The sequence below is a fragment of the Phenylobacterium sp. genome, assembly GCF_046590535.1.
Lineage (GTDB): Bacteria > Pseudomonadota > Alphaproteobacteria > Caulobacterales > Caulobacteraceae > Phenylobacterium.
Genome location: NZ_JBKJTG010000237.1, coordinates 1 through 16,373, shown reverse-complemented (window position 1 = coordinate 16,373; position 16,373 = coordinate 1). Strand labels below are relative to the sequence as shown.

Genomic DNA, 16,373 nt, shown 5'->3' with positions numbered 1-16,373 from the left:
TTCAGCTACTTCACCGAAGGAGCGCTGGGCGCGGCGGGCGTCTACCACGCGGTGCTGCTCGACTTTGACCACTCAATCCTCACGGTGACCGACAACGGGACCGGCGGTGGCGGCGTGCCCGAGCCGGCGACCTGGGCCGTGATGCTGGTCGGGTTCGCAGGCATCGGCGCGGCGTTGCGGCGCCGCAGACCGCGCGCCGCCTGATGCCGGCCTCCGCTCGCCTGAGCGGCGCCACCCAAACGCATAGCGCGCCCGCCGCGGACGCCCCGCAACCTCATTCCATCGCCTAGGGAGACTGATCATGCGCACTGCTCTCGCCTTCGCTGCGGCCCTCGCCGCCGCGCCCGCCGCCCACGCCGAGGTCCTCTTGACCAACCTCGGCGAGCCGATCCGCGCCACCACAGTTGTCGATATCGACAACTGGGCGGCCCAGTCCTTCGTCGTCGACGCCAACAGCTGGTCGCTGACCAGCATCCGCACCGTCGCGGGCGACCAGGTCGACGAACCGGGCGTGTTCGCCGAACTGCGCAAGGGCTCCACGACCGGCGCGGTCGTCACGGCCTTCGGGCTGCCCAGCTTCCTGGGTGCGCAAAGCGTTCGGACCTTCACGCCGCTCAGCGCCACGACGCTCTCGGCCGGCGCGACCTACTACTTCATCCTGGGGGTCACCGGCGGCGGCTCGGTCGGGTGGAGCTACGCCGAGGGCAACGACCAGACCGGGCCAGGGACCTTCGGAAACTACGAGTATTCCTTCGACCAGGCCGCCACTTGGACGAACTTCGGCGGCGACAATCCGTACCTCATGGAGATCAATGTCGCCGGCGTGCCAGAGCCAGCCGCCTGGGCGCTGATGATCCTGGGCTTCGGCGTGGCCGGCGTGGCGCTGCGCCGAAGCCGCGCACGAACTGCCTCCTGCTCTAGGCACGCTCAAATCTGAGGGGTTCTGGGGACGCGATATCTATCTCTCAGGCCCTGAATACGCCGCTACCCCGCCGGCCCGACCTGGCTCGATGCCGCCGCAGCCCCACCCGAAGGCGTCCCCGCCGCGGGCTTGTCCATCGACCGTTCCAGCGTCTCCAGGCTCTGGTTGATCCGCTTGACCTCGTCCGGGGTCGGCTGGCGGCGCGTCGAGAGCAGGACGCCGCTCAGCTTCGCGCGCTCGGCGGTGGGTAGTGTGGGGTCTACGATGCTGTAGGTGCGGACTTCGCCGGCCACCGCCAGGGTGACCTTGCGCTCCACCGGTTCCTGGAACTCCGGGGCCATCAGGCCGCCTTGGGTGCGGGCGTCGATGCTGCCCAGCACCGCCGGGCTCAGATAGGCCTCGCCGCCGGCGTAGTGGCCCGTGAAGGCGGGCGGTTCGCCCCACGGCCCGGTCCAGCGGTAGAAGATGTGCTGGCCGACCTGGACCATCTTCACCAGCGTCGGGGCCCAGTACGGGGCGACGTATTGCGCGTGATAGTGGGTGGCCGAGCCCACCTGCTTGTCGACATAGCCGGCCAGCGCCCGCTCGGCGACCTCGCGGGCCCGACGCCACAGCGCCGGCTGCGGCGCATAGCGCATGGAGCCGTCGCAGGTGAAGGTGAATTGGCAGCCGGTGGTCCGCGCCGCGCCCTGATAGACCACGCCGCAGACCGATTTCGGATAGGCCGGGTGGCGCAGCCGGTTCAGCACCACCTGGGCTACCGCCTCCTGGCCGATCTCCGGCTCGCGCGCGGCCTCGTAATATACAGCCTGGCTCAGGCACTCGATGGCCCGGGCGCGATCGGCGCCGGCCCCGGACAACACAAAGGGCCGCATCGGCCGGATCGGGAGCCGCGCGAAGGGGCGCAGCGCGTTCAGCTCCTGGGCGGTCTCGCCCTCGCCCTCGACGACGACGCCCAGGGTCGGCACATGGGTGATATCGAGGCTGCCCCACCCTTCCGGCCGCGCCCAGAGGTCGGGCTGGCGCAGGCCGGGGTCATGGCGGATCGCCAGCGCCCGCATCGCCGGATCCATCCCCAGCACCAAGCGCTGCAGGTCGGCGGCCGAGAGATCGCGGGCGGCCACGGCGATGCGCTGGCGCGCGACGAGGTCACCTTTGCCAGGCACAAATCCGCGGCCGACCAGGACGGCGGCGAGGACCAAAAGCGTCCCAACCCCTGCCCACACCGGGCGGGGCCAATGTTCCGTCCAGGGCTTCAGGCGCTCATCTCTCTCTGACATCAGGCGTCGCATATAGGCGCAAACCGGCGATATTTGGACCCGAGGCCGGCAATAATCGTGCAAGTGCGACAACCCGGACATGGGAAACGACGCGACCTGGGGCAGGTTGCTGCGCCCTGGGCCCCGTTCCACCTGTTGATCACCGACCTGATCATGCCCGGCGACAAGTCCGGGTGGACCTGGCTCGCGAGGCGACGGCGCTGCGCCCCGCCCTGCCGGTGATCCTGTCGGCGGGCTACATGGGCGATGTGCTCAGCGCCGCGGAGGACGCGCCGTGGCCGCTGCTGCGCAAGCCCTATGGCCCCGACCAGCTGGCCCGCGCCATCGCCGAAGTCACCCTCCCCTAGGTAAGGTCCCGTCGTCTTTCTGACCCGAAAACCCAAAACGGGCTTGCACGGTTCGCCGAACGGCCTATATTCGCTTTTGCTCGGAGTGAGCAAAAGGTAAGCGCCAGGCGGCAATCGGCCTCGGCGCCTTTTTATAGGCCTAGTTAATGCTCACTTTGAGCATAAGGAGGGAGAGATGGCCGCCGACGGTTTCCAGTTCGCGTTCACCCCTGACGTCGAAGCTCAGACCGCCCCCGCATGGGAGAAGGTCAAGCGCCACGTCACGCCCATGGAATGGCGCACCCAGGCGCCGCTGATCGCCGAGATCAACCGGCTGAAGCGCGAGAAGAACGCGGTCATCCTGGCGCACAACTACATGACGCCCGACATCTTCCACGGGGTCGGCGACTATGTCGGAGACAGCCTGGGCCTGGCCAAGGAAGCCGCCAAGTCCGACGCCAGGATCATCGTCCAGGCCGGCGTGCACTTCATGGCCGAGACCTCGAAGATCCTGTCGCCGGACAAGACCGTGCTGATCCCCGACCTGCGCGCCGGCTGCAGCCTGGCCTCCTCGATCACCGGCGCCGACGTGCGCCTGATCAAGCAGCGCTATCCGGGCCTGCCGGTGGTCACCTATGTCAACACGACCGCCGACGTGAAGGCCGAGACCGACGTCTGCTGCACCAGCGCCAACGCTGTCCAGGTGGTGGAGCATGTGGCGGCTGAGTGGGGCGTCGACCGGGTGATCCTGATCCCGGACGAGTTCCTGGCCCGCAACGTGGCCCGTCAGACGCACATCAAGATCATCGCCTGGCAGGGCCGCTGCGAGGTGCATGAGCGCTTCACCGCCGCCGACATTCTGGAGGTCAAGGCCGCCTACCCGGACGCGCAGGTGCTGGTCCACCCGGAATGTCCCCCCGATGTGCTGGAAGTCAGCGATTTCGCCGGCTCCACCGCCGCCATGAACGACTACGTGCTGCAGAAGAAGCCCCGCCGCGTGGTGCTGATCACCGAGTGCTCCATGGCCGACAACGTCGCCGCAGACGCGCCGGACACTGAGTTCCTGCGGCCCTGCAACCTGTGCCCGCACATGAAGCGGATCAGCCTGGAGAACATCTACGAGGCTCTGCTGCATGATCGCTACGAGGTCACCGTCGACCCGGCCATCGCCGATCGCGCGCGGCTGGCGGTGCAGCGGATGATCGACCTGCCGCCGCCCACCATCCCGGCGCGCTACGACCTGGTCAAGGCCCGCCACCACGTCGCCGTGGAGCTGATCTGATGGCGCGCCTGGTCCATGAGGGGATCATCGTGGTGGGCGCGGGCCTGGCCGGCCTGACCGCGGCGCTGGCCGCCGCGCCCGCAAAGGTCCTGCTGCTCACCGGCGCGCCCCTGAACCACGGTTGCTCGTCCGCCTGGGCGCAGGGCGGCATGGCCGCGGCGCTGGCCGCCGACGACAGCCCTGCCTTGCACGCCGCCGACACGGTGGCGGCGGGCGCAGGCCTGGTGGACGCCGCCATGGCGGCCTTGCTGGCCACGGAAGGGCCTGCGGCGGTGCGCGCGCTGGCGGCCCTGGGCGCGCCCTTCGACCGCACCGTGGACGGCGGCTTCGCCCAGAGCCTGGAGGCCGCCCACGGCCGCGCCCGGGTGGCCCGGGTGAAGGGCGACCAGGCGGGCCGCGCGATCATGGAGGCGGTCACCACCGCCGCCTTGGCCGCGCAGCACATTCAGGTCCGCACCGCCGCGCCCCTGCGCGGCCTGCTGCAGGACGCCACGGGCCGGATTCGCGGCGTCGTCGCCGAGTTGGACGGCCGTCTGACAGAGATCGAGGCCCGCGCCGTCATCCTGGCCACCGGCGGGATCGGCGGCCTCTACGCCGTCACCACCACCCCGGCCGAGCTGCGTGGCGAAGGCCTGGGCCTCGCCGCCCTGGCCGGGGCGGTGATCGCCGACCCCGAGTTCGTGCAGTTTCACCCCACGGCCATCGACATCAGCCGCGATCCCGCGCCCCTGGCCACCGAGGCGTTGCGGGGCGAAGGCGCGGTGCTGGTGAACGGCGACGGCCAGCGGTTCATGGGCGGCTATCACCCGGCCGCCGAGCTCGCGCCCCGCGATGTGGTGGCCCGCGCCATCCACGCCGAACGCGCCGCCGGCCGCGGCGCCTTCCTGGACGCCCAGGCGGCGGTGGGGGAGCGCTTCCCTGAGGAATTCCCGGCGGTATTCACCGCCTGCCTGTCCGGCGGTATCGACCCCCGGATCCAGCCGATCCCGGTGGCCGCCGCCTGCCACTATCACATGGGCGGCGTCGCCACGGATGCGGACGGACGCACCTGCCTGCCCGGCCTCTTCGCCGCCGGCGAATGCGCCTCCACCGGCGTTCATGGCGCCAACCGCCTGGCCTCCAACTCTTTGGTCGAAGCTGCGGTGTTCGGCGCCCGGGCCGGTCGGGCGGCGGCCGCCGAGCCCGTTACGACCGGTCCTGTCCGCGCCATCGTCGCCCCCGGCCTGCCGTCGGCGGGCCTGGCCGAGCTTCGCCAGGCGATGAGCCGCGACGCCGGCGTGGTGCGCGACGCGGCCGGCCTTGGCCGGCTGCTCGGCCTGATCGCCACTCTGGAGGCCCGCCATGGCCGCAGCGCAGCCCTGGTCGCCGCCCGCTTCGTGGCCGCCGGCGCGCTCGCCCGCACCGAGAGCCGCGGCGGCCACTTCCGCGCCGACGCCAGCCCCGCCAGACCCCCCGCCCGCACCTTCGTCACCCTGGCCGACGTCGAGGCCCAAGCTCTCAGGTACGCCGCCGAATGATCCCGCCCCTGCCCGACCTGCTGATCGCCCCGGTCATCCGAGCCGCGCTCGCCGAAGACCTGGGACGGGCCGGCGACGTCACCGCCCAGGCCTGTGTGCCGGCCGACGCCGAGCTGGCCGCGAGCTTCGCCGTCCGCCGAGGCGGGGTGGTGGCGGGCTTGGCCTGCGCCCGGCTGGCGCTGGCCGAACTCGATCCTGCCGCCCGCTTCGAGGCCGCCGTCGCCGATGGCCAGGTAGTCGCCGCCGGCACGGTGCTGGCCACCGTGCGCGGCAATGCGCGAGCCGTGCTTGCGGCCGAGCGCACGGCCCTCAACCTGCTGGGCCGGCTCTGCGGCATCGCCACCCTGACCCGCGACTACGTGGACGCAGTGGCGGGCACGCCGGTACGGATCGCCGACACCCGTAAGACCACCCCCGGCCTGCGCGCCCTGGAGAAGTACGCGGTGCGATGCGGCGGCGGCCTGAACCACCGCTTCGGCCTGGATGACGCCATCCTGATCAAGGACAACCACGTGGCCGCCTGCGGGTCGGTGGGCGAGGCCGTTCGCCGGGCGAAGGCCGCCGCGGGCCACCTGATGAAGGTCGAGGTGGAGGTCGACGGCCTGGAGCAGTTGCTCGAGGCTCTGGCTCAGGCGCCTGACGTGATCATGCTCGACAACTTCACCCTGGCCGACCTGCGCGAGGCCGTGCGCCTGACTGCCGGGCGCGTGCCCCTGGAGGCCTCGGGCGGCGTCACCTTGCAGACCGTGCGCGCCATCGCCGAGACCGGCGTCGATGTGATCAGCGTCGGCGCCCTGACCCACTCGGTCAGCAACCTCGATGTGGGCCTCGACGCGATCTAGGGGCTGAGGAACCGGCCAGCCGGGTGGGAGTTCACTCCTGTGAACAAGGAGAAGGTCCATGCCTTCCAAAGCGCCCCCGATCCCGCCGGATCAACGTTCGCACCCCAGCGAGAAACCGGATGTGGCCGGCTCTGACATCGGGCGTCGTGATCGCGTGACCGAAGCCCAGTCCGAGCAGCCCGGCGACGACGACGTGAACCTCGACCAGCAGGGCCGCCACGCCAATATCCGCCAGAACGTGCAGCACCGCGCTCAGCGGAACAGCTAACCACCAAGCCGTAGGCTACGCAGGAGGCAGGCGCCGGGCCGCTTCTTCGGCCGCGTTCATCCTTGCCTTGGCCATCGGTTCCATGCGGCGCCTGAAACGCTCGACGACGTCGGGCGGCGCGGTCTCCGGCCGGCCGGCGTCGAAGGGCGGAGCCGGCGCGTACTCGATGCCGAGTTGGACGCCCTGGGCATAGGCTTGGCCGGCGATCTCGGCGGCCACCGTGAGCGCCAGGTCGATGCCGGCGGTGACCCCGCCGCCGGTGAAGGTGTTCCCGTCGCGCACCACCCGGGCTTCGTCGACGACGACGCCGAACGGCTCCAGCAGGTCTCGCCACGCCCAGTGGGTCGCCGCTCGCTTGCCGGCTAGGAGGCCCGCCGCCGCCAGGATCAGCGAGCCGGTGCAGACCGAGGTGACATAGCGCGCCCCGGCCGCCAGCCGGCGGACCTCTCTGACGAACGCCGCGTCCAGCATCGCCTCTGTGGCGCCGAGGCCGCCCGGGACGCAGATCAGGTCGCAGCGTTCGACCTTGGCCAGGTCGGCCAGGCTTGCGAACACCAGGCCGTCGGCCTCGATGTCCTGGCCGCCCAGGGAAGCTGCAATTAGATTGACGTCCGGCAGGCGGCTGAACACCTGGTGCGGGCCGGTGAAGTCGAGCTGGGTCACGCCAGGATAGAGCGGGAAGACCACGGTGAAGTCGGGCATGGCGGGAGCGCCTCCAGGTTTGCCAGACACATCCAACAGGCATATGGCTGTGTCTGAAATGCCAATGTTCCCTCGAATTACGCCATGACCCGCAAGCTCGCCGTCGCCGTCTTCCCCGGCTTCCAGATCCTGGACGCCGCGGGGCCGATCGCCGCGTTCGAGATCGCCGGGCGCTACCAGACGGGCGCCTACGAGATCGTGGTCCTGGCGCCCGGCGGGGGGGAGGTGGCCAGTTCCTCCGGCGTGAAGATGACTGCCGAGGCGCTGGGCCAGGGCCCCTACGACACGGTGATGGTCGCCGGCGGCGACGGCACGCGCGCCCTGCCCGAACTGGCGATCCTGGTGGCTTGGCTGCGCGCAATCGCCCCCGCCACCCGGCGGATGACCAGCGTCTGCTCCGGCGCCTATTTGCTGGCCGAGGCGGGGCTGCTGGACGGCCGCCGCGCCACCACCCACTGGAGCCGCTCCGACGACTTCGCCCGCCGCTATCCCCAGGTGCGCCTGGAGCCCGACCGGATCTTCATTCGCGACGAACCGGTGTGGACCTCCGCCGGCATCACCGCCGGGATCGACCTGGCTCTGGCGTTGATTGAGGACGATCTGGGGGCCGACATCGCCCTCCGGACCGCCCAGCAACTGGTGGTCCACCAGCGCCGTCCGGGCGGGCAGTCGCAGTTCTCCGCCCTGCTGGAGATGGGCGGCGCCGATGGGCGCTTCGCGGCCTTGATCGGATGGGCGCGGGAGCGGCTGGCCGAGCCGCTGACCGTGGAGCGCCTGGCCGCCCAGGCCGCCATGAGCCCGCGCAACTTCGCCCGGGCCTTTGTCGCCGAAACCGGCACGACGCCGGCCAAGGCCGTGGAGCGGTTGCGCCTGGAGGCAGCCCGCACGCAGATAGAAGCAGGCCGGGCGCCCATCGACCAGGTGGCCGAGGCGGCGGGCTTCGGCGACCCCGAACGCATGCGCCGGGCTTTCCTGCGCGCCTTCGGGCAGCCGCCGCAGGCGCTTCGCCGGGCGGCGCGATCCTAGCGCCGATCGCCTCGCCGTGTGCAGGCCTCGCCGCTCAGTTCGAGGCCGCGGCAGGAGCGGCTTGACCACGCCGGCGCAAGGTTGCTGGCGTCGGAGTGCGCAGGCTATAGGGTGGCTGCGCGAAGCCGTGAAGCTTCAGTCCCACGAGTTTGGTTCAATGTCTGCACAGGACAATCCCAGCGGCATCGAGCAAATCCTCGACACGCCCGATCTCGCCATTGCGCTGGAAAGCGACCTCTTCAAGCAGTTCCTGGACCAGGTCCCGATCGCGATCGCGGTCGCCGAGCTGAAGCCCGTCGAACGGGTGGTGTACGCCAACGTCGAGTTCGAGCGCCTGTCGGGCCAGTTGAACACCACGATGTTGGGGGCGGGCTGGGATCGACTTCCCGGCGAGGCCGCGCCCCCGGACGACCCTCGCGCGCTGGGCGCCGCCATCCTGCAAGGCCAGGACTATCTGGGCGCCTTCAACATACCGCGTGGCGCAACCAAGCTGACGGTGGACGCTTGGTCGAACGTCATTCAGGACGATGCGGGGGAGCCGGCTTTCCGGCTGGTGGCCCTGGTGGAGGCCGCCAGCCGCGAGCCCTCGATCCTCGATGCGCTCGCAGATCAGGTGCGCGAGAAGGACATGCAGTTGCGCGAACTGCAGCATCGCGTGCGCAACAACCTGCAGATGATCACCTCACTGATTCGCGTGGAGGCGCGCGGGGTGTCGGACCGCTCGACCGGCGAAGGTTTCGACCGGCTGGCCGGGCGGGTCGAGGCGCTGGGCCTGCTCTACCGAGCGCTGGGTGACGCCAAGACCGAACAGACCATCGACCTCGGGACCTATCTGAGCGAAATCGCCTCGGCGGTCATGCGCGCCCACGCAGTGGAGGGCATTCGCCTCGATCTGCGGGTGGACACCTGGCCGGCGCCGCTCGACGTGGCGATGCCGGCGGGACTGGTGGTGAACGAACTGCTGACCAATTCCCTGAAGCACGCATTTCGCGGGCGGGACGGGGGGACCATCACCCTGCACAGCACGACGGATGGCAAGGGCTGCCGCGTGGTGGTGGCCGACGACGGCGTGGGCCTGCCTGAAGGCTACGTCTGGCCGCAGCCCGGCAAGCTCTCCGCGCTGATCGTCCGGTCGCTGCTGCAGAACGCCCACGCCCATATGGCCGTCGTCTCGAAGCCTGACGACGGCATGCGCGTCACAATCTCGTTCAACTGGCCGGAATAGTCCTGGCTCAGCTTTGCTGACAAAGAACGTCCGCATGCTAGCCTCGCCGCACGAGGGTCGGGGTTTAGAGCGATGTGGACGACGGCAGGCCGATGGGTCGGGCTCTTGGGGGTATGCGGCCTGGCGGCCTCCGCCGTCGCCGGCGACTACCGCCCGCCCCGCACCGCCTCCGGCGTCCCTGACCTGGACGGGACTTGGACCAACAATTCCCTGACGATGCTCGAACGGCCGGACGAACTGAAGACGCTGGTGATTCCGCCGTCCGAGGCCAGGGCCTGGGAGGCGCCGCGCCTGGGCAAGCCGCCGGAGTTGCCCGACGACAACGTGGGCGGGGCGGAGTCCGAATGGTGGGACACCGATGTCGGCCTGGCGCGCATACGGGGTCAGGCGCGAACCTCGTGGATCGTGCAGCCGACCGATGGTCAGCGGCCGTTCAACGCCGCCGCGAAGGCCGCCCGCAAGGTGCGCTCGGAGCGCCGCAAGGTCGACTTCGACCACCCCGAGTCCCGTCCAGCGGGGGAACGCTGCCTGGAGGCCGCCGCCGCTCCGCCGCTCCAGAACGGCGGCTACAACGACAATTTCCAGTTCGTCCAGACTCGCGACCACATCGCCATCGTCAGCGAATACATGGGCGAGCTGCGCATTGTGCGCCTGGGCGAGACCCGCCATCCGCCGAAAGCCGTGCGGCTGCGGATGGGCGACTCCCTGGGCCGTTGGGAAGGCGACACCCTGGTCATCGAGACCACCAACTTTCCCGCCGAAGAGGTCGAGGCGCCGGACGGCGACCCCCAGGCCGACATGCGTGTGGTGGAGCGCATCACCCGCACCTCCCCTACCGAGCTGCACTACGCCTTCCGGGTGGAGAATCCGGCGGTCTATGCGCAGAGCTGGCAGGGGGAAATGGTGTTCCGTGCGCTGACCCAGCCCACGTTCGAGTTCGCCTGCCACGAGGGCAACTATTCGATGCCCAACATCCTGGCCGGCGCCCGCCAGCAGGAGGCTGTCGCGATGGCCCCAGGGGCCACACAACCGGCCGCCCCGGCCCAAGGCCCAGCCGCCGCCCGCTGAACGCAGGCCTCTAGGCCTCGTCCGGCTCCATCTCGGCGGCGTTCTCGGCGAACACCTCCAGGCCCTGCGGCCGTGGCAGCGACTCATCGCCTTCCAGGTGGCGCAGCAGGTAGTTGACCGCCATGACCATGTGGGCGGGGTGATAGGGCTTGGGGAGCGAGCCGACGGCGACCGATTGCGCGGATCGGGCTTGGCTGATCTGGCCGCTGATGAACAGCACGGGAATGTCCATCGCCTTGAACTCACGAGCCAGGGGGATGCCGTCGTCGCGGCCGTGCAGCTCAATGTTCACCAGCGCCAGGGCGGGCTTGCAGGCCTGCGCCGCCGCGAGAGCCTCTCCGGGACGGTCGGTCAGGTCCAGAACGTGGAAGCCGGCGTCCTCAAGTTCGCTCTTGAGCGTCATGGCCACGAGAACCTCGTCCTCGACGATCAGCAGGGTGGCGCCAGTCACCGACGGCTCGAGCGGTTCCATGGGGGTCAATTCCTGTGCTCCGCCGCCGGCCGGGTGGCAGGGGCTTCGTCGCTGCCCAGCGCCGGCCCGCGGCCGACAACGGCGATCTGAGTGTGAGTGATCGACACATGCGCGCCCGGGCGACCGGGTGCGACAGCCACGACGGCGTGCGACTGTTTGGCCAGGGCCTCGACGATGCTGGCGCCGAGGTCGGACAGCGGTCGCTTGGCCATGCTCTCCCGTTCGATCTCAAACGCATCGGCGAACGATGTGCGGGCGGCGACCACGTTGAACTGGCCGTCGAGCGGCAGCGGCCCAGGTGACGCCACCACCACAGCCATGGTCGGGCTGAGAGCTGCTTCCTCGGCATAGGCGGGAGATCGGGCAGCTACGGCCGGCCCTTCACGAAACTGGAGGCTCGCGGAGTGAAAGCATCACCCAGGCAGATGTCGGGGAAGCGCCCCGAGTACGCAGGGCTCGTTCACCTAACACATCGGCGGGGGCAAGGTTGCGTTCATGGCGACGCTTAGCCGAACAGGCAGCCACGGTCCCAGGCCCGCGTGTTGGCGGTGTCGAAGATGGGCTTCAACTGAACAGGTGGACGCAGGGGCTCACGCGCTCTTTCTGCGCGAGCCCGTGCATCTCGGGATCAGGATGCGGCGGCGTCCGCGGGCGTCGCCGGCTTGAGGGCGGCGGCCTCGGCAGGTTCAGGCGCCTGCACGGTCGCCGGCGCGGCCTTCTCGGCCGCAGGCGGCGGCGCGGGCTGGGCGGTCGTGGCCAGGGCTGGCGTGATCGCGCCCACCGCGGCGTCGGCAGCTTTCTCCACCACGGCGGCGGCGATCATCAGCTCCACTGCGTGGGGGGCCGAGGTCAGCACCGCCTGCTCGACGCTGGGCGCGGCGGGGCGATAGGCCTGGGCCGCCGGGCCACGGCCGTTGAAGCCGTAGAACACGTGCACGCCCACCTGGGCCATGCGGCGCATGCGCGGGCCCCACTGGGGCGCAACGTTGGTGGTGTGAAAGTGGGTGGCGGAGCCGACGTCGCCCAGCACCGCGCCAGAGAGCGTGCGGGCGGCGACCTGGCGGGCGCGGGTCCAGGCGCTGGCCTCGCGGCCGCGGCGCATGGAGCCATCGCAGGCGAAGCTGAACTGGCAGCCGCGATGCTTGGCGGCGCCCTGGAAGACCACGCCGCAGACAGTTTTCGGGAAGGCCGGGTGGCGCACGCGGTTGAGGACCACCTGGGCCACCGCCTGCTGGCCGCGGGGCGTCTCCCCGCGGGCCTCGAAATAGACCGCCTGGGTCAGGCACTCCAGGTCGCTGGAGGGCGCGGCGGCGCTGCGGAAGGGCTTGTCGAGGCTGTCGCGCATCGGCGGCGCGGCCTTGGCCGCTTGCTGGCGATCAAGGCGATCGGCCAGCATGGCGGCCTGCCGCTCACGCTCGGCGGCGTCGGTCGTGGTTAAGGGGGCATGGGTGCGGGCCACCCGCAGCACGCCAGCGTCGATGCCAGTTGTGTTGCGTTGCAGCACGGATTCAGAGAACCCGCCTTCCGCCGCCTGAGCGATTCGCACGGCGCGATTGTGGTCGGTGGCGGCCTGCGCCATGCCACCCGCCATGTAGGCCCAGCCGAGGCCAAGCCCGACGCCGGAGCCGATCAATGCGGCGCTGACCAGCACGCGCCATTCGGCGCTTGCTTGCGTTCCAGATTTCAAGATTTTCGTGTCCTGCACGACGAGGGCGGAGATGCCCCCCGACAAGTGACGCCGCGGTCGCTCCTGCTCATGCTGGAAGCGTCCGCCGGCTACCCTGGCCCCGGACTCGGTGGGGGCGGGCGACGGCAAATGGTGAACGGTGTATGAAGGCATTCGTCGGGTTTGGCAAGCCCGTATTGCAGTGCAACATGAAACTTGGCCGTTAACCGAGGTGTTGTTTCCTTCTGGAGCAGACTAAACGGCGGCCGCAAATGTCGCGCCAACTTGACCTTGGCGCCGGAACCTCTGCCTTAGGACGCCGTTAGATCGGCATCACTCTTCCCGACGAGGAACCTCCATGCGCAAGACCCTCAGCCTGCTGACCGCCGCCGGTTTGGCGATGAGCCTCGCGGCCTGCGGCCACACCACCGAACAGAAGGCGGCCTCGGGCGCCGTCGCCGGCGCCGTGGTCGGCGGCCCGGTGGGCGCTGTGGTCGGCGGCGCGGCCGGCGCGGTGATCGGCAAGGCGACCGACGGCCGCCGCTAGGCCGCAGCGGGCGCTCGGCCAGCGGCGCGGACCAGCCGCCAGGCGAAGCCCGCCGCGCAGATGGCGAACACCGCGATCGCGCCGGCCAGCGTCCAGCTCATGCCTACGTCGATCAGCGCCTCAACCTGCGCGGCCGTACGCTCGGCTGTGCCCGGGCCCGTCACCTCAATCCAGTGGCCGGCCTGCAGCACGCCGGCGCTGATTCCGATCCCCGCCATGGCCCAGGCCAGGCCTAGGCCGGCATGCAGCCGGGCGGCGTAAGGCTTGATGAGCCGGGCCAGATAGAGCCCGGCCTCCAGAAGGGCGAAGCTAAGGATCGGCCACCACCAGACGGTCCACACCGCCGCCATGGCGAAGCGCAGGTCGCCAGTCGACCAGAAGTCGCGGAAGCTCACCGCCCCGGTCCACCACAGGGTGAACAGGATGGCGATGGTCAAGGACGCGGCCGATTCGAAGCGGGACTTGGGCTTCGCCTCGGCGGGCGGCAGGTCGGCCCCCCGCCACCGCCGCAGGACGCGCTTCGGGACGAAACGCTCCACCGCCACAAAGACTAGGGTGACGCCGGCGAAAACCCAGACCGCAGCGGTGTAGAGGGACGGGACCAACCCGTGGGTCAGCGGCCGGGCGTCGTCGATCAGCACCGCCTTGACCAACGCCAGCACCAGATACACCGCCGCCACGGTCACCGCCGAGGCCTTGAGGCTGGCCCACCAGAACGGATAGACCTCCGGTCCGATCAGGGCGCGCGGCCCCCGGTAGCGGCCGGCCACCACCATGGGATGGCCGAACGCTTGGATGAGCGCCTCCGCCTCGTCCTCCTCCAAGGGCCGGCCGAGCGCGGCCTCCCGCTCCTCCACCTCGGTCATCAGCACGTCGCGCAACTCGGCGGTGACATCCCCCCGCTGCGCGTCGTTGAGCTCGCGGCCCACGGCGGCCAGATAGCGTTCGATCAGGTCCATCAGCCCTCTCCCTTCAGGATGTCGTCCACGGCGCCGCCCAGGGCGCGCCATTCGGTGGTGAGCAGGGCCAGCACGGAACGGCCCTGGTCGGAGAGACGGTAGAACCGCTTGTTGCGCTTCGCCTCCTCGCGCCACTGGCTGGTGAGCAGGCCCTGCGCCTCCAGCCGCCGCAGCATCGGGTAGAGGGCGCCCTCCTCGATCTCCACGCCCGCCTCGGCCAGCGCCTTGCGCAGGGTGTAGCCGTAGTGCTCGGCCCGCAGGCTCCCCAGCACCGCCAGGATCAGGGAGCCGCGGCGGAGCTCCTGGCGCAGGCTCTCGAAGATATCGGTGTCCGTGGGCATGCTGTGCGTCATATACTGTGTGACACACGGTGTCTAGCGCACAGGAGTAGGCAGGCTTGCCGTGCTATGCTCACCGACAAACCTGGGGAGGCTTCGAATGCGTATCTGGACCCTGATCGGCGCGCTCGCCGCGGCCCTGCTGATGGCGGCGCCCGCCGCTGCGCAGAAGCTGGAGGATCGCACCACCGCCAATGGCGCGGTGAAGCTGCACTATGTGGTCCAGGGCAAGGGTCCGCTGGTGGTGATGATCCACGGCTTCCCCGACTACTGGGCGACCTGGAAACCGCTGATGGGTGAACTCTCCAAGGCGGGCTACCGCACGGCGGCGCTGGACATGCGCGGCTACAACCTCTCCGACAAGCCCGACGGGATGGCCGCCTACGCCATGCCCAGCCTGATCGGCGACATCGCCGCGGTGATCCAGGCCGAGGGCGCCAGGGACGCGGTGGTGATCGGCCACGACTGGGGCGCCGCGATCGCCTGGCAGGTGGCCATCAACCGGCCGGACCTGGTCAACCGGCTGGTGATCATGAGCGTGCCGCACCCGGCCGGCTTCGCCCGGGAGATGGCTGTCAACAAGGCGCAGCAGGACAACAGCCAGTACGCCCGCAACTTCCAGCAGGAAGGCTTCGAGAAGAACCTCACCGCCGAGGGCCTCGCCAGCTGGGTGAAGGACCCCGCGGCCAAGCCCGGCTACGTCGAGGCGTTCAAGCGCTCGAACTTCACCTCCATGCTGAACTACTATCGCGCCAACTATCCGCGCACCCCGGGCGCGGGCGCGCCGCAAGCCCCGCCGATGGCGCCGGTGAAGGCGCCGACCCTGGTGATCCACGGCATGAAGGACACCGCGCTGCTCGCCGCCGGCCATTCCGGAACCTGGGACCACGTGCAGGCCGACACCACGGTGATGATGATCCCGGGCGCCGGCCACTTCGTGCAGCATGACGGCCAGGCCCTGGTCAACCGCACGGTGAAGGACTGGCTCGCGGCGCGACGGTGATTTCTCAATGCTCCCCTTAGGGGGAGCTCCCGCGAAGCGGGTGAGGGGGTTGAAGCCCGAGGCCGGCGGGACTGAGGGTTGCAACCCCCTCCGGCCCTCTGGGCCACCTCCCCCTGATCGCGCTCCGCGCTGGGGGAGGATGACGATGGACGGGCCGCGGACCACGAAGGATTTCGCCAAGCTATTGCGACGTCGCCTTAGCCTCCCGGAGGTGGTGCTGTGGCGGGCGCTTCGGGGCCGCAAGCTCAACGGCCTGCATTTCCGCAAGCAGCATCCGATCGGCCCCTACGTTCTGGATTTCTACTGCCACGAGGCCAAGCTCGCGGTCGAAGTCGATGGCGGGTCGCACAGCTTCGGGGACCGGCCCGAACGGGACCTGCGTCGCGACGGGTGGTTGACGGATCAGGGTATCCGCACCCTCCGCGTCTCTGCGGCCCTGGTCCTCGATGATGTGGATGACGCCGTGCGGATGATCGCCGGTGAAGCCCACCCCTAGCCATCGGCGGGCTCAGCCCCTACCTTGCCGTTCATGCCCCGTTCTCCCGCCCCGACCACGCGATCCGGCGTGTCCGACGCCTCGGCGACGTTCGACTATGACGAGAACACCATGCCGCTGCTGTGGAAGCCGCACCGGCCCTCGCGGCCGGCCAAGTCGGAGGGCGGCCAGACCTTCAAGCTGGTCTCCGACTACCAGCCCGCCGGCGACCAGCTCACCGCCATCCCGGAGCTGGTGAAGGGGCTGGAAGCTTTCGAGCATGACCAGGTGCTGCTGGGCGTTACCGGCTCCGGCAAGACTTTCACCATGGCCAAGGTGATCGAGGCCACCCAGCGCCCCGCCGTCATCCTGGCGCCGAACAAGACTCTGGCCGCGCAGCTCTATTCCGAGTTCAAGAAATTCTTCCCGGAAAACGCGGTGGAATATTTCGTCTC

Annotated in this window: 21 protein-coding genes; 14 read left to right on the top strand and 7 right to left on the bottom strand. The window is 70.0% G+C overall.

Annotation, left to right across the window (positions count from 1 at the left end; genetic code table 11):
* Together ACLL81_RS14590 and ACLL81_RS14585 are read left to right on the top strand one after the other, a co-directional pair.
* Positions 1 to 204, top strand: a 204-nt coding sequence (locus ACLL81_RS14590; RefSeq protein WP_411289088.1) for a PEPxxWA-CTERM sorting domain-containing protein, incomplete at its 5' end; no start/stop codon positions are given.
* Positions 205 to 301: 97 nt separating this feature from the next.
* Positions 302 to 937, top strand: a complete 636-nt coding sequence (locus ACLL81_RS14585; RefSeq protein ID WP_411289087.1) for a choice-of-anchor R domain-containing protein — start codon at positions 302 to 304, stop codon at positions 935 to 937.
* A gap of 47 nt (positions 938 to 984) precedes the next feature.
* Here ACLL81_RS14585 and ACLL81_RS14580 read toward each other — a convergent pair whose 3' ends face one another.
* A complete protein-coding gene (locus ACLL81_RS14580) occupies positions 985 to 2,124 on the bottom strand; it encodes a cell wall hydrolase (RefSeq protein ID WP_411289086.1) in 1,140 nt (379 codons plus the stop codon).
* Positions 2,125 to 2,375: 251 nt separating this feature from the next.
* Between ACLL81_RS14580 and ACLL81_RS14575 the strand changes: the two genes are divergently transcribed.
* The 5 genes from ACLL81_RS14575 (at position 2,376) to ACLL81_RS14555 (ending at position 6,437) form a co-directional block, all read left to right on the top strand.
* Positions 2,376 to 2,549: a hypothetical protein gene (locus ACLL81_RS14575; RefSeq protein WP_411289085.1), complete on the top strand. Its 174-nt coding sequence runs from the start codon at positions 2,376 to 2,378 to the stop codon at positions 2,547 to 2,549.
* A gap of 175 nt (positions 2,550 to 2,724) precedes the next feature.
* On the top strand, positions 2,725 to 3,810 hold the full coding sequence (nadA, locus tag ACLL81_RS14570; RefSeq protein ID WP_411289084.1) for a quinolinate synthase NadA: 1,086 nt from the start codon (positions 2,725 to 2,727) through the stop codon (positions 3,808 to 3,810).
* Positions 3,810 to 5,327, top strand: coding sequence for an L-aspartate oxidase (locus ACLL81_RS14565; protein WP_411289083.1), 1,518 nt, complete (start codon positions 3,810 to 3,812; stop codon positions 5,325 to 5,327). The genes nadA and ACLL81_RS14565 overlap by 1 nt, the downstream gene beginning before the upstream one ends.
* On the top strand, positions 5,324 to 6,169 hold the full coding sequence (gene nadC / locus ACLL81_RS14560; RefSeq protein WP_411289082.1) for a carboxylating nicotinate-nucleotide diphosphorylase: 846 nt from the start codon (positions 5,324 to 5,326) through the stop codon (positions 6,167 to 6,169). Before ACLL81_RS14565 ends, nadC begins: the two co-directional genes overlap by 4 nt.
* A gap of 58 nt (positions 6,170 to 6,227) precedes the next feature.
* Positions 6,228 to 6,437 (top strand): hypothetical protein, encoded by a 210-nt coding sequence (locus tag ACLL81_RS14555; protein ID WP_411289081.1) that lies wholly within the window; start codon positions 6,228 to 6,230, stop codon positions 6,435 to 6,437.
* A 15-nt stretch (positions 6,438 to 6,452) separates the two neighbouring features.
* On the opposite strand, the gene ACLL81_RS14550 is transcribed toward ACLL81_RS14555, so the two are convergent.
* On the bottom strand, positions 6,453 to 7,139 hold the full coding sequence (locus ACLL81_RS14550; protein WP_411289080.1) for a DJ-1/PfpI family protein: 687 nt from the start codon (positions 7,137 to 7,139) through the stop codon (positions 6,453 to 6,455).
* A gap of 84 nt (positions 7,140 to 7,223) precedes the next feature.
* Between ACLL81_RS14550 and ACLL81_RS14545 the strand changes: the two genes are divergently transcribed.
* From ACLL81_RS14545 to ACLL81_RS14535, 3 genes are all read left to right on the top strand, one after another.
* Positions 7,224 to 8,165, top strand: coding sequence for a GlxA family transcriptional regulator (locus ACLL81_RS14545; protein WP_411289079.1), 942 nt, complete (start codon positions 7,224 to 7,226; stop codon positions 8,163 to 8,165).
* Between the two features lie 61 nt (positions 8,166 to 8,226).
* A complete protein-coding gene (locus ACLL81_RS14540) occupies positions 8,227 to 9,390 on the top strand; it encodes a sensor histidine kinase (RefSeq protein WP_411289078.1) in 1,164 nt (387 codons plus the stop codon).
* A 72-nt stretch (positions 9,391 to 9,462) separates the two neighbouring features.
* Positions 9,463 to 10,458, top strand: coding sequence for a hypothetical protein (locus tag ACLL81_RS14535; protein WP_411289077.1), 996 nt, complete (start codon positions 9,463 to 9,465; stop codon positions 10,456 to 10,458).
* Positions 10,459 to 10,468: 10 nt separating this feature from the next.
* Here ACLL81_RS14535 and ACLL81_RS14530 read toward each other — a convergent pair whose 3' ends face one another.
* From ACLL81_RS14530 to ACLL81_RS14520, 3 genes are all read right to left on the bottom strand, one after another.
* On the bottom strand, positions 10,469 to 10,930 hold the full coding sequence (locus tag ACLL81_RS14530; RefSeq protein WP_411289076.1) for a response regulator: 462 nt from the start codon (positions 10,928 to 10,930) through the stop codon (positions 10,469 to 10,471).
* Between the two features lie 5 nt (positions 10,931 to 10,935).
* A complete protein-coding gene (locus ACLL81_RS14525; protein ID WP_411289075.1) occupies positions 10,936 to 11,250 on the bottom strand; it encodes a hypothetical protein in 315 nt (104 codons plus the stop codon).
* A 308-nt stretch (positions 11,251 to 11,558) separates the two neighbouring features.
* Positions 11,559 to 12,617 carry a cell wall hydrolase gene (locus ACLL81_RS14520; RefSeq protein WP_411289074.1) on the bottom strand — a complete coding sequence of 353 codons (1,059 nt, stop codon included), beginning with the start codon at positions 12,615 to 12,617 and terminating at the stop codon, positions 11,559 to 11,561.
* A gap of 337 nt (positions 12,618 to 12,954) precedes the next feature.
* Here ACLL81_RS14520 and ACLL81_RS14515 point away from each other — a divergent pair, with 337 nt between their 5' ends.
* Positions 12,955 to 13,143, top strand: a complete 189-nt coding sequence (locus ACLL81_RS14515; protein WP_411289073.1) for a hypothetical protein — start codon at positions 12,955 to 12,957, stop codon at positions 13,141 to 13,143.
* On the opposite strand, the gene ACLL81_RS14510 is transcribed toward ACLL81_RS14515, so the two are convergent.
* Positions 13,140 to 14,102, bottom strand: a complete 963-nt coding sequence (locus ACLL81_RS14510) for a hypothetical protein (protein ID WP_411289072.1) — start codon at positions 14,100 to 14,102, stop codon at positions 13,140 to 13,142. The genes ACLL81_RS14515 and ACLL81_RS14510 overlap by 4 nt on opposite strands.
* Positions 14,102 to 14,443 (bottom strand): PadR family transcriptional regulator, encoded by a 342-nt coding sequence (locus ACLL81_RS14505; RefSeq protein ID WP_411289071.1) that lies wholly within the window; start codon positions 14,441 to 14,443, stop codon positions 14,102 to 14,104. Before ACLL81_RS14505 ends, ACLL81_RS14510 begins: the two co-directional genes overlap by 1 nt.
* Positions 14,444 to 14,540: 97 nt before the next feature.
* On the opposite strand from ACLL81_RS14505, the gene ACLL81_RS14500 reads away from it, so the two are divergent.
* The 3 genes from ACLL81_RS14500 to ACLL81_RS14490 form a co-directional block, all read left to right on the top strand.
* Complete coding sequence (locus ACLL81_RS14500) at positions 14,541 to 15,443, top strand: alpha/beta fold hydrolase (RefSeq protein WP_411289070.1); 903 nt, start codon at positions 14,541 to 14,543, stop codon at positions 15,441 to 15,443.
* 145 nt (positions 15,444 to 15,588) lie between these two features.
* Positions 15,589 to 15,939 carry an endonuclease domain-containing protein gene (locus ACLL81_RS14495; RefSeq protein WP_411289069.1) on the top strand — a complete coding sequence of 117 codons (351 nt, stop codon included), beginning with the start codon at positions 15,589 to 15,591 and terminating at the stop codon, positions 15,937 to 15,939.
* A gap of 33 nt (positions 15,940 to 15,972) precedes the next feature.
* Positions 15,973 to 16,373 (top strand): DEAD/DEAH box helicase family protein (locus tag ACLL81_RS14490; protein ID WP_411289068.1); only part of this gene is annotated, 401 nt, incomplete at its 3' end.

Excerpts from the sequence above, each read along its gene's own strand:
- ACLL81_RS14555 (WP_411289081.1), top strand. The coding sequence starts at position 6,228 with ATGCCTTCCAAAGCGCCCCCGATCCCGCCGGATCAACGTTCGCACCCC.
- ACLL81_RS14530 (WP_411289076.1), bottom strand. The coding sequence starts at position 10,930 with ATGGAACCGCTCGAGCCGTCGGTGACTGGCGCCACCCTGCTGATCGTC.
- ACLL81_RS14550 (WP_411289080.1), bottom strand. The coding sequence starts at position 7,139 with ATGCCCGACTTCACCGTGGTCTTCCCGCTCTATCCTGGCGTGACCCAG.
- nadA (WP_411289084.1), top strand. The coding sequence starts at position 2,725 with ATGGCCGCCGACGGTTTCCAGTTCGCGTTCACCCCTGACGTCGAAGCT.
- ACLL81_RS14505 (WP_411289071.1), bottom strand. The coding sequence starts at position 14,443 with ATGCCCACGGACACCGATATCTTCGAGAGCCTGCGCCAGGAGCTCCGC.
- ACLL81_RS14515 (WP_411289073.1), top strand. The coding sequence starts at position 12,955 with ATGCGCAAGACCCTCAGCCTGCTGACCGCCGCCGGTTTGGCGATGAGC.
- nadC (WP_411289082.1), top strand. The coding sequence starts at position 5,324 with ATGATCCCGCCCCTGCCCGACCTGCTGATCGCCCCGGTCATCCGAGCC.
- ACLL81_RS14565 (WP_411289083.1), top strand. The coding sequence starts at position 3,810 with ATGGCGCGCCTGGTCCATGAGGGGATCATCGTGGTGGGCGCGGGCCTG.
- ACLL81_RS14535 (WP_411289077.1), top strand. The coding sequence starts at position 9,463 with ATGTGGACGACGGCAGGCCGATGGGTCGGGCTCTTGGGGGTATGCGGC.
- ACLL81_RS14585 (WP_411289087.1), top strand. The coding sequence starts at position 302 with ATGCGCACTGCTCTCGCCTTCGCTGCGGCCCTCGCCGCCGCGCCCGCC.
- ACLL81_RS14495 (WP_411289069.1), top strand. The coding sequence starts at position 15,589 with ATGGACGGGCCGCGGACCACGAAGGATTTCGCCAAGCTATTGCGACGT.
- ACLL81_RS14525 (WP_411289075.1), bottom strand. The coding sequence starts at position 11,250 with ATGGCTGTGGTGGTGGCGTCACCTGGGCCGCTGCCGCTCGACGGCCAG.
- ACLL81_RS14510 (WP_411289072.1), bottom strand. The coding sequence starts at position 14,102 with ATGGACCTGATCGAACGCTATCTGGCCGCCGTGGGCCGCGAGCTCAAC.
- ACLL81_RS14545 (WP_411289079.1), top strand. The coding sequence starts at position 7,224 with ATGACCCGCAAGCTCGCCGTCGCCGTCTTCCCCGGCTTCCAGATCCTG.
- ACLL81_RS14500 (WP_411289070.1), top strand. The coding sequence starts at position 14,541 with ATGCGTATCTGGACCCTGATCGGCGCGCTCGCCGCGGCCCTGCTGATG.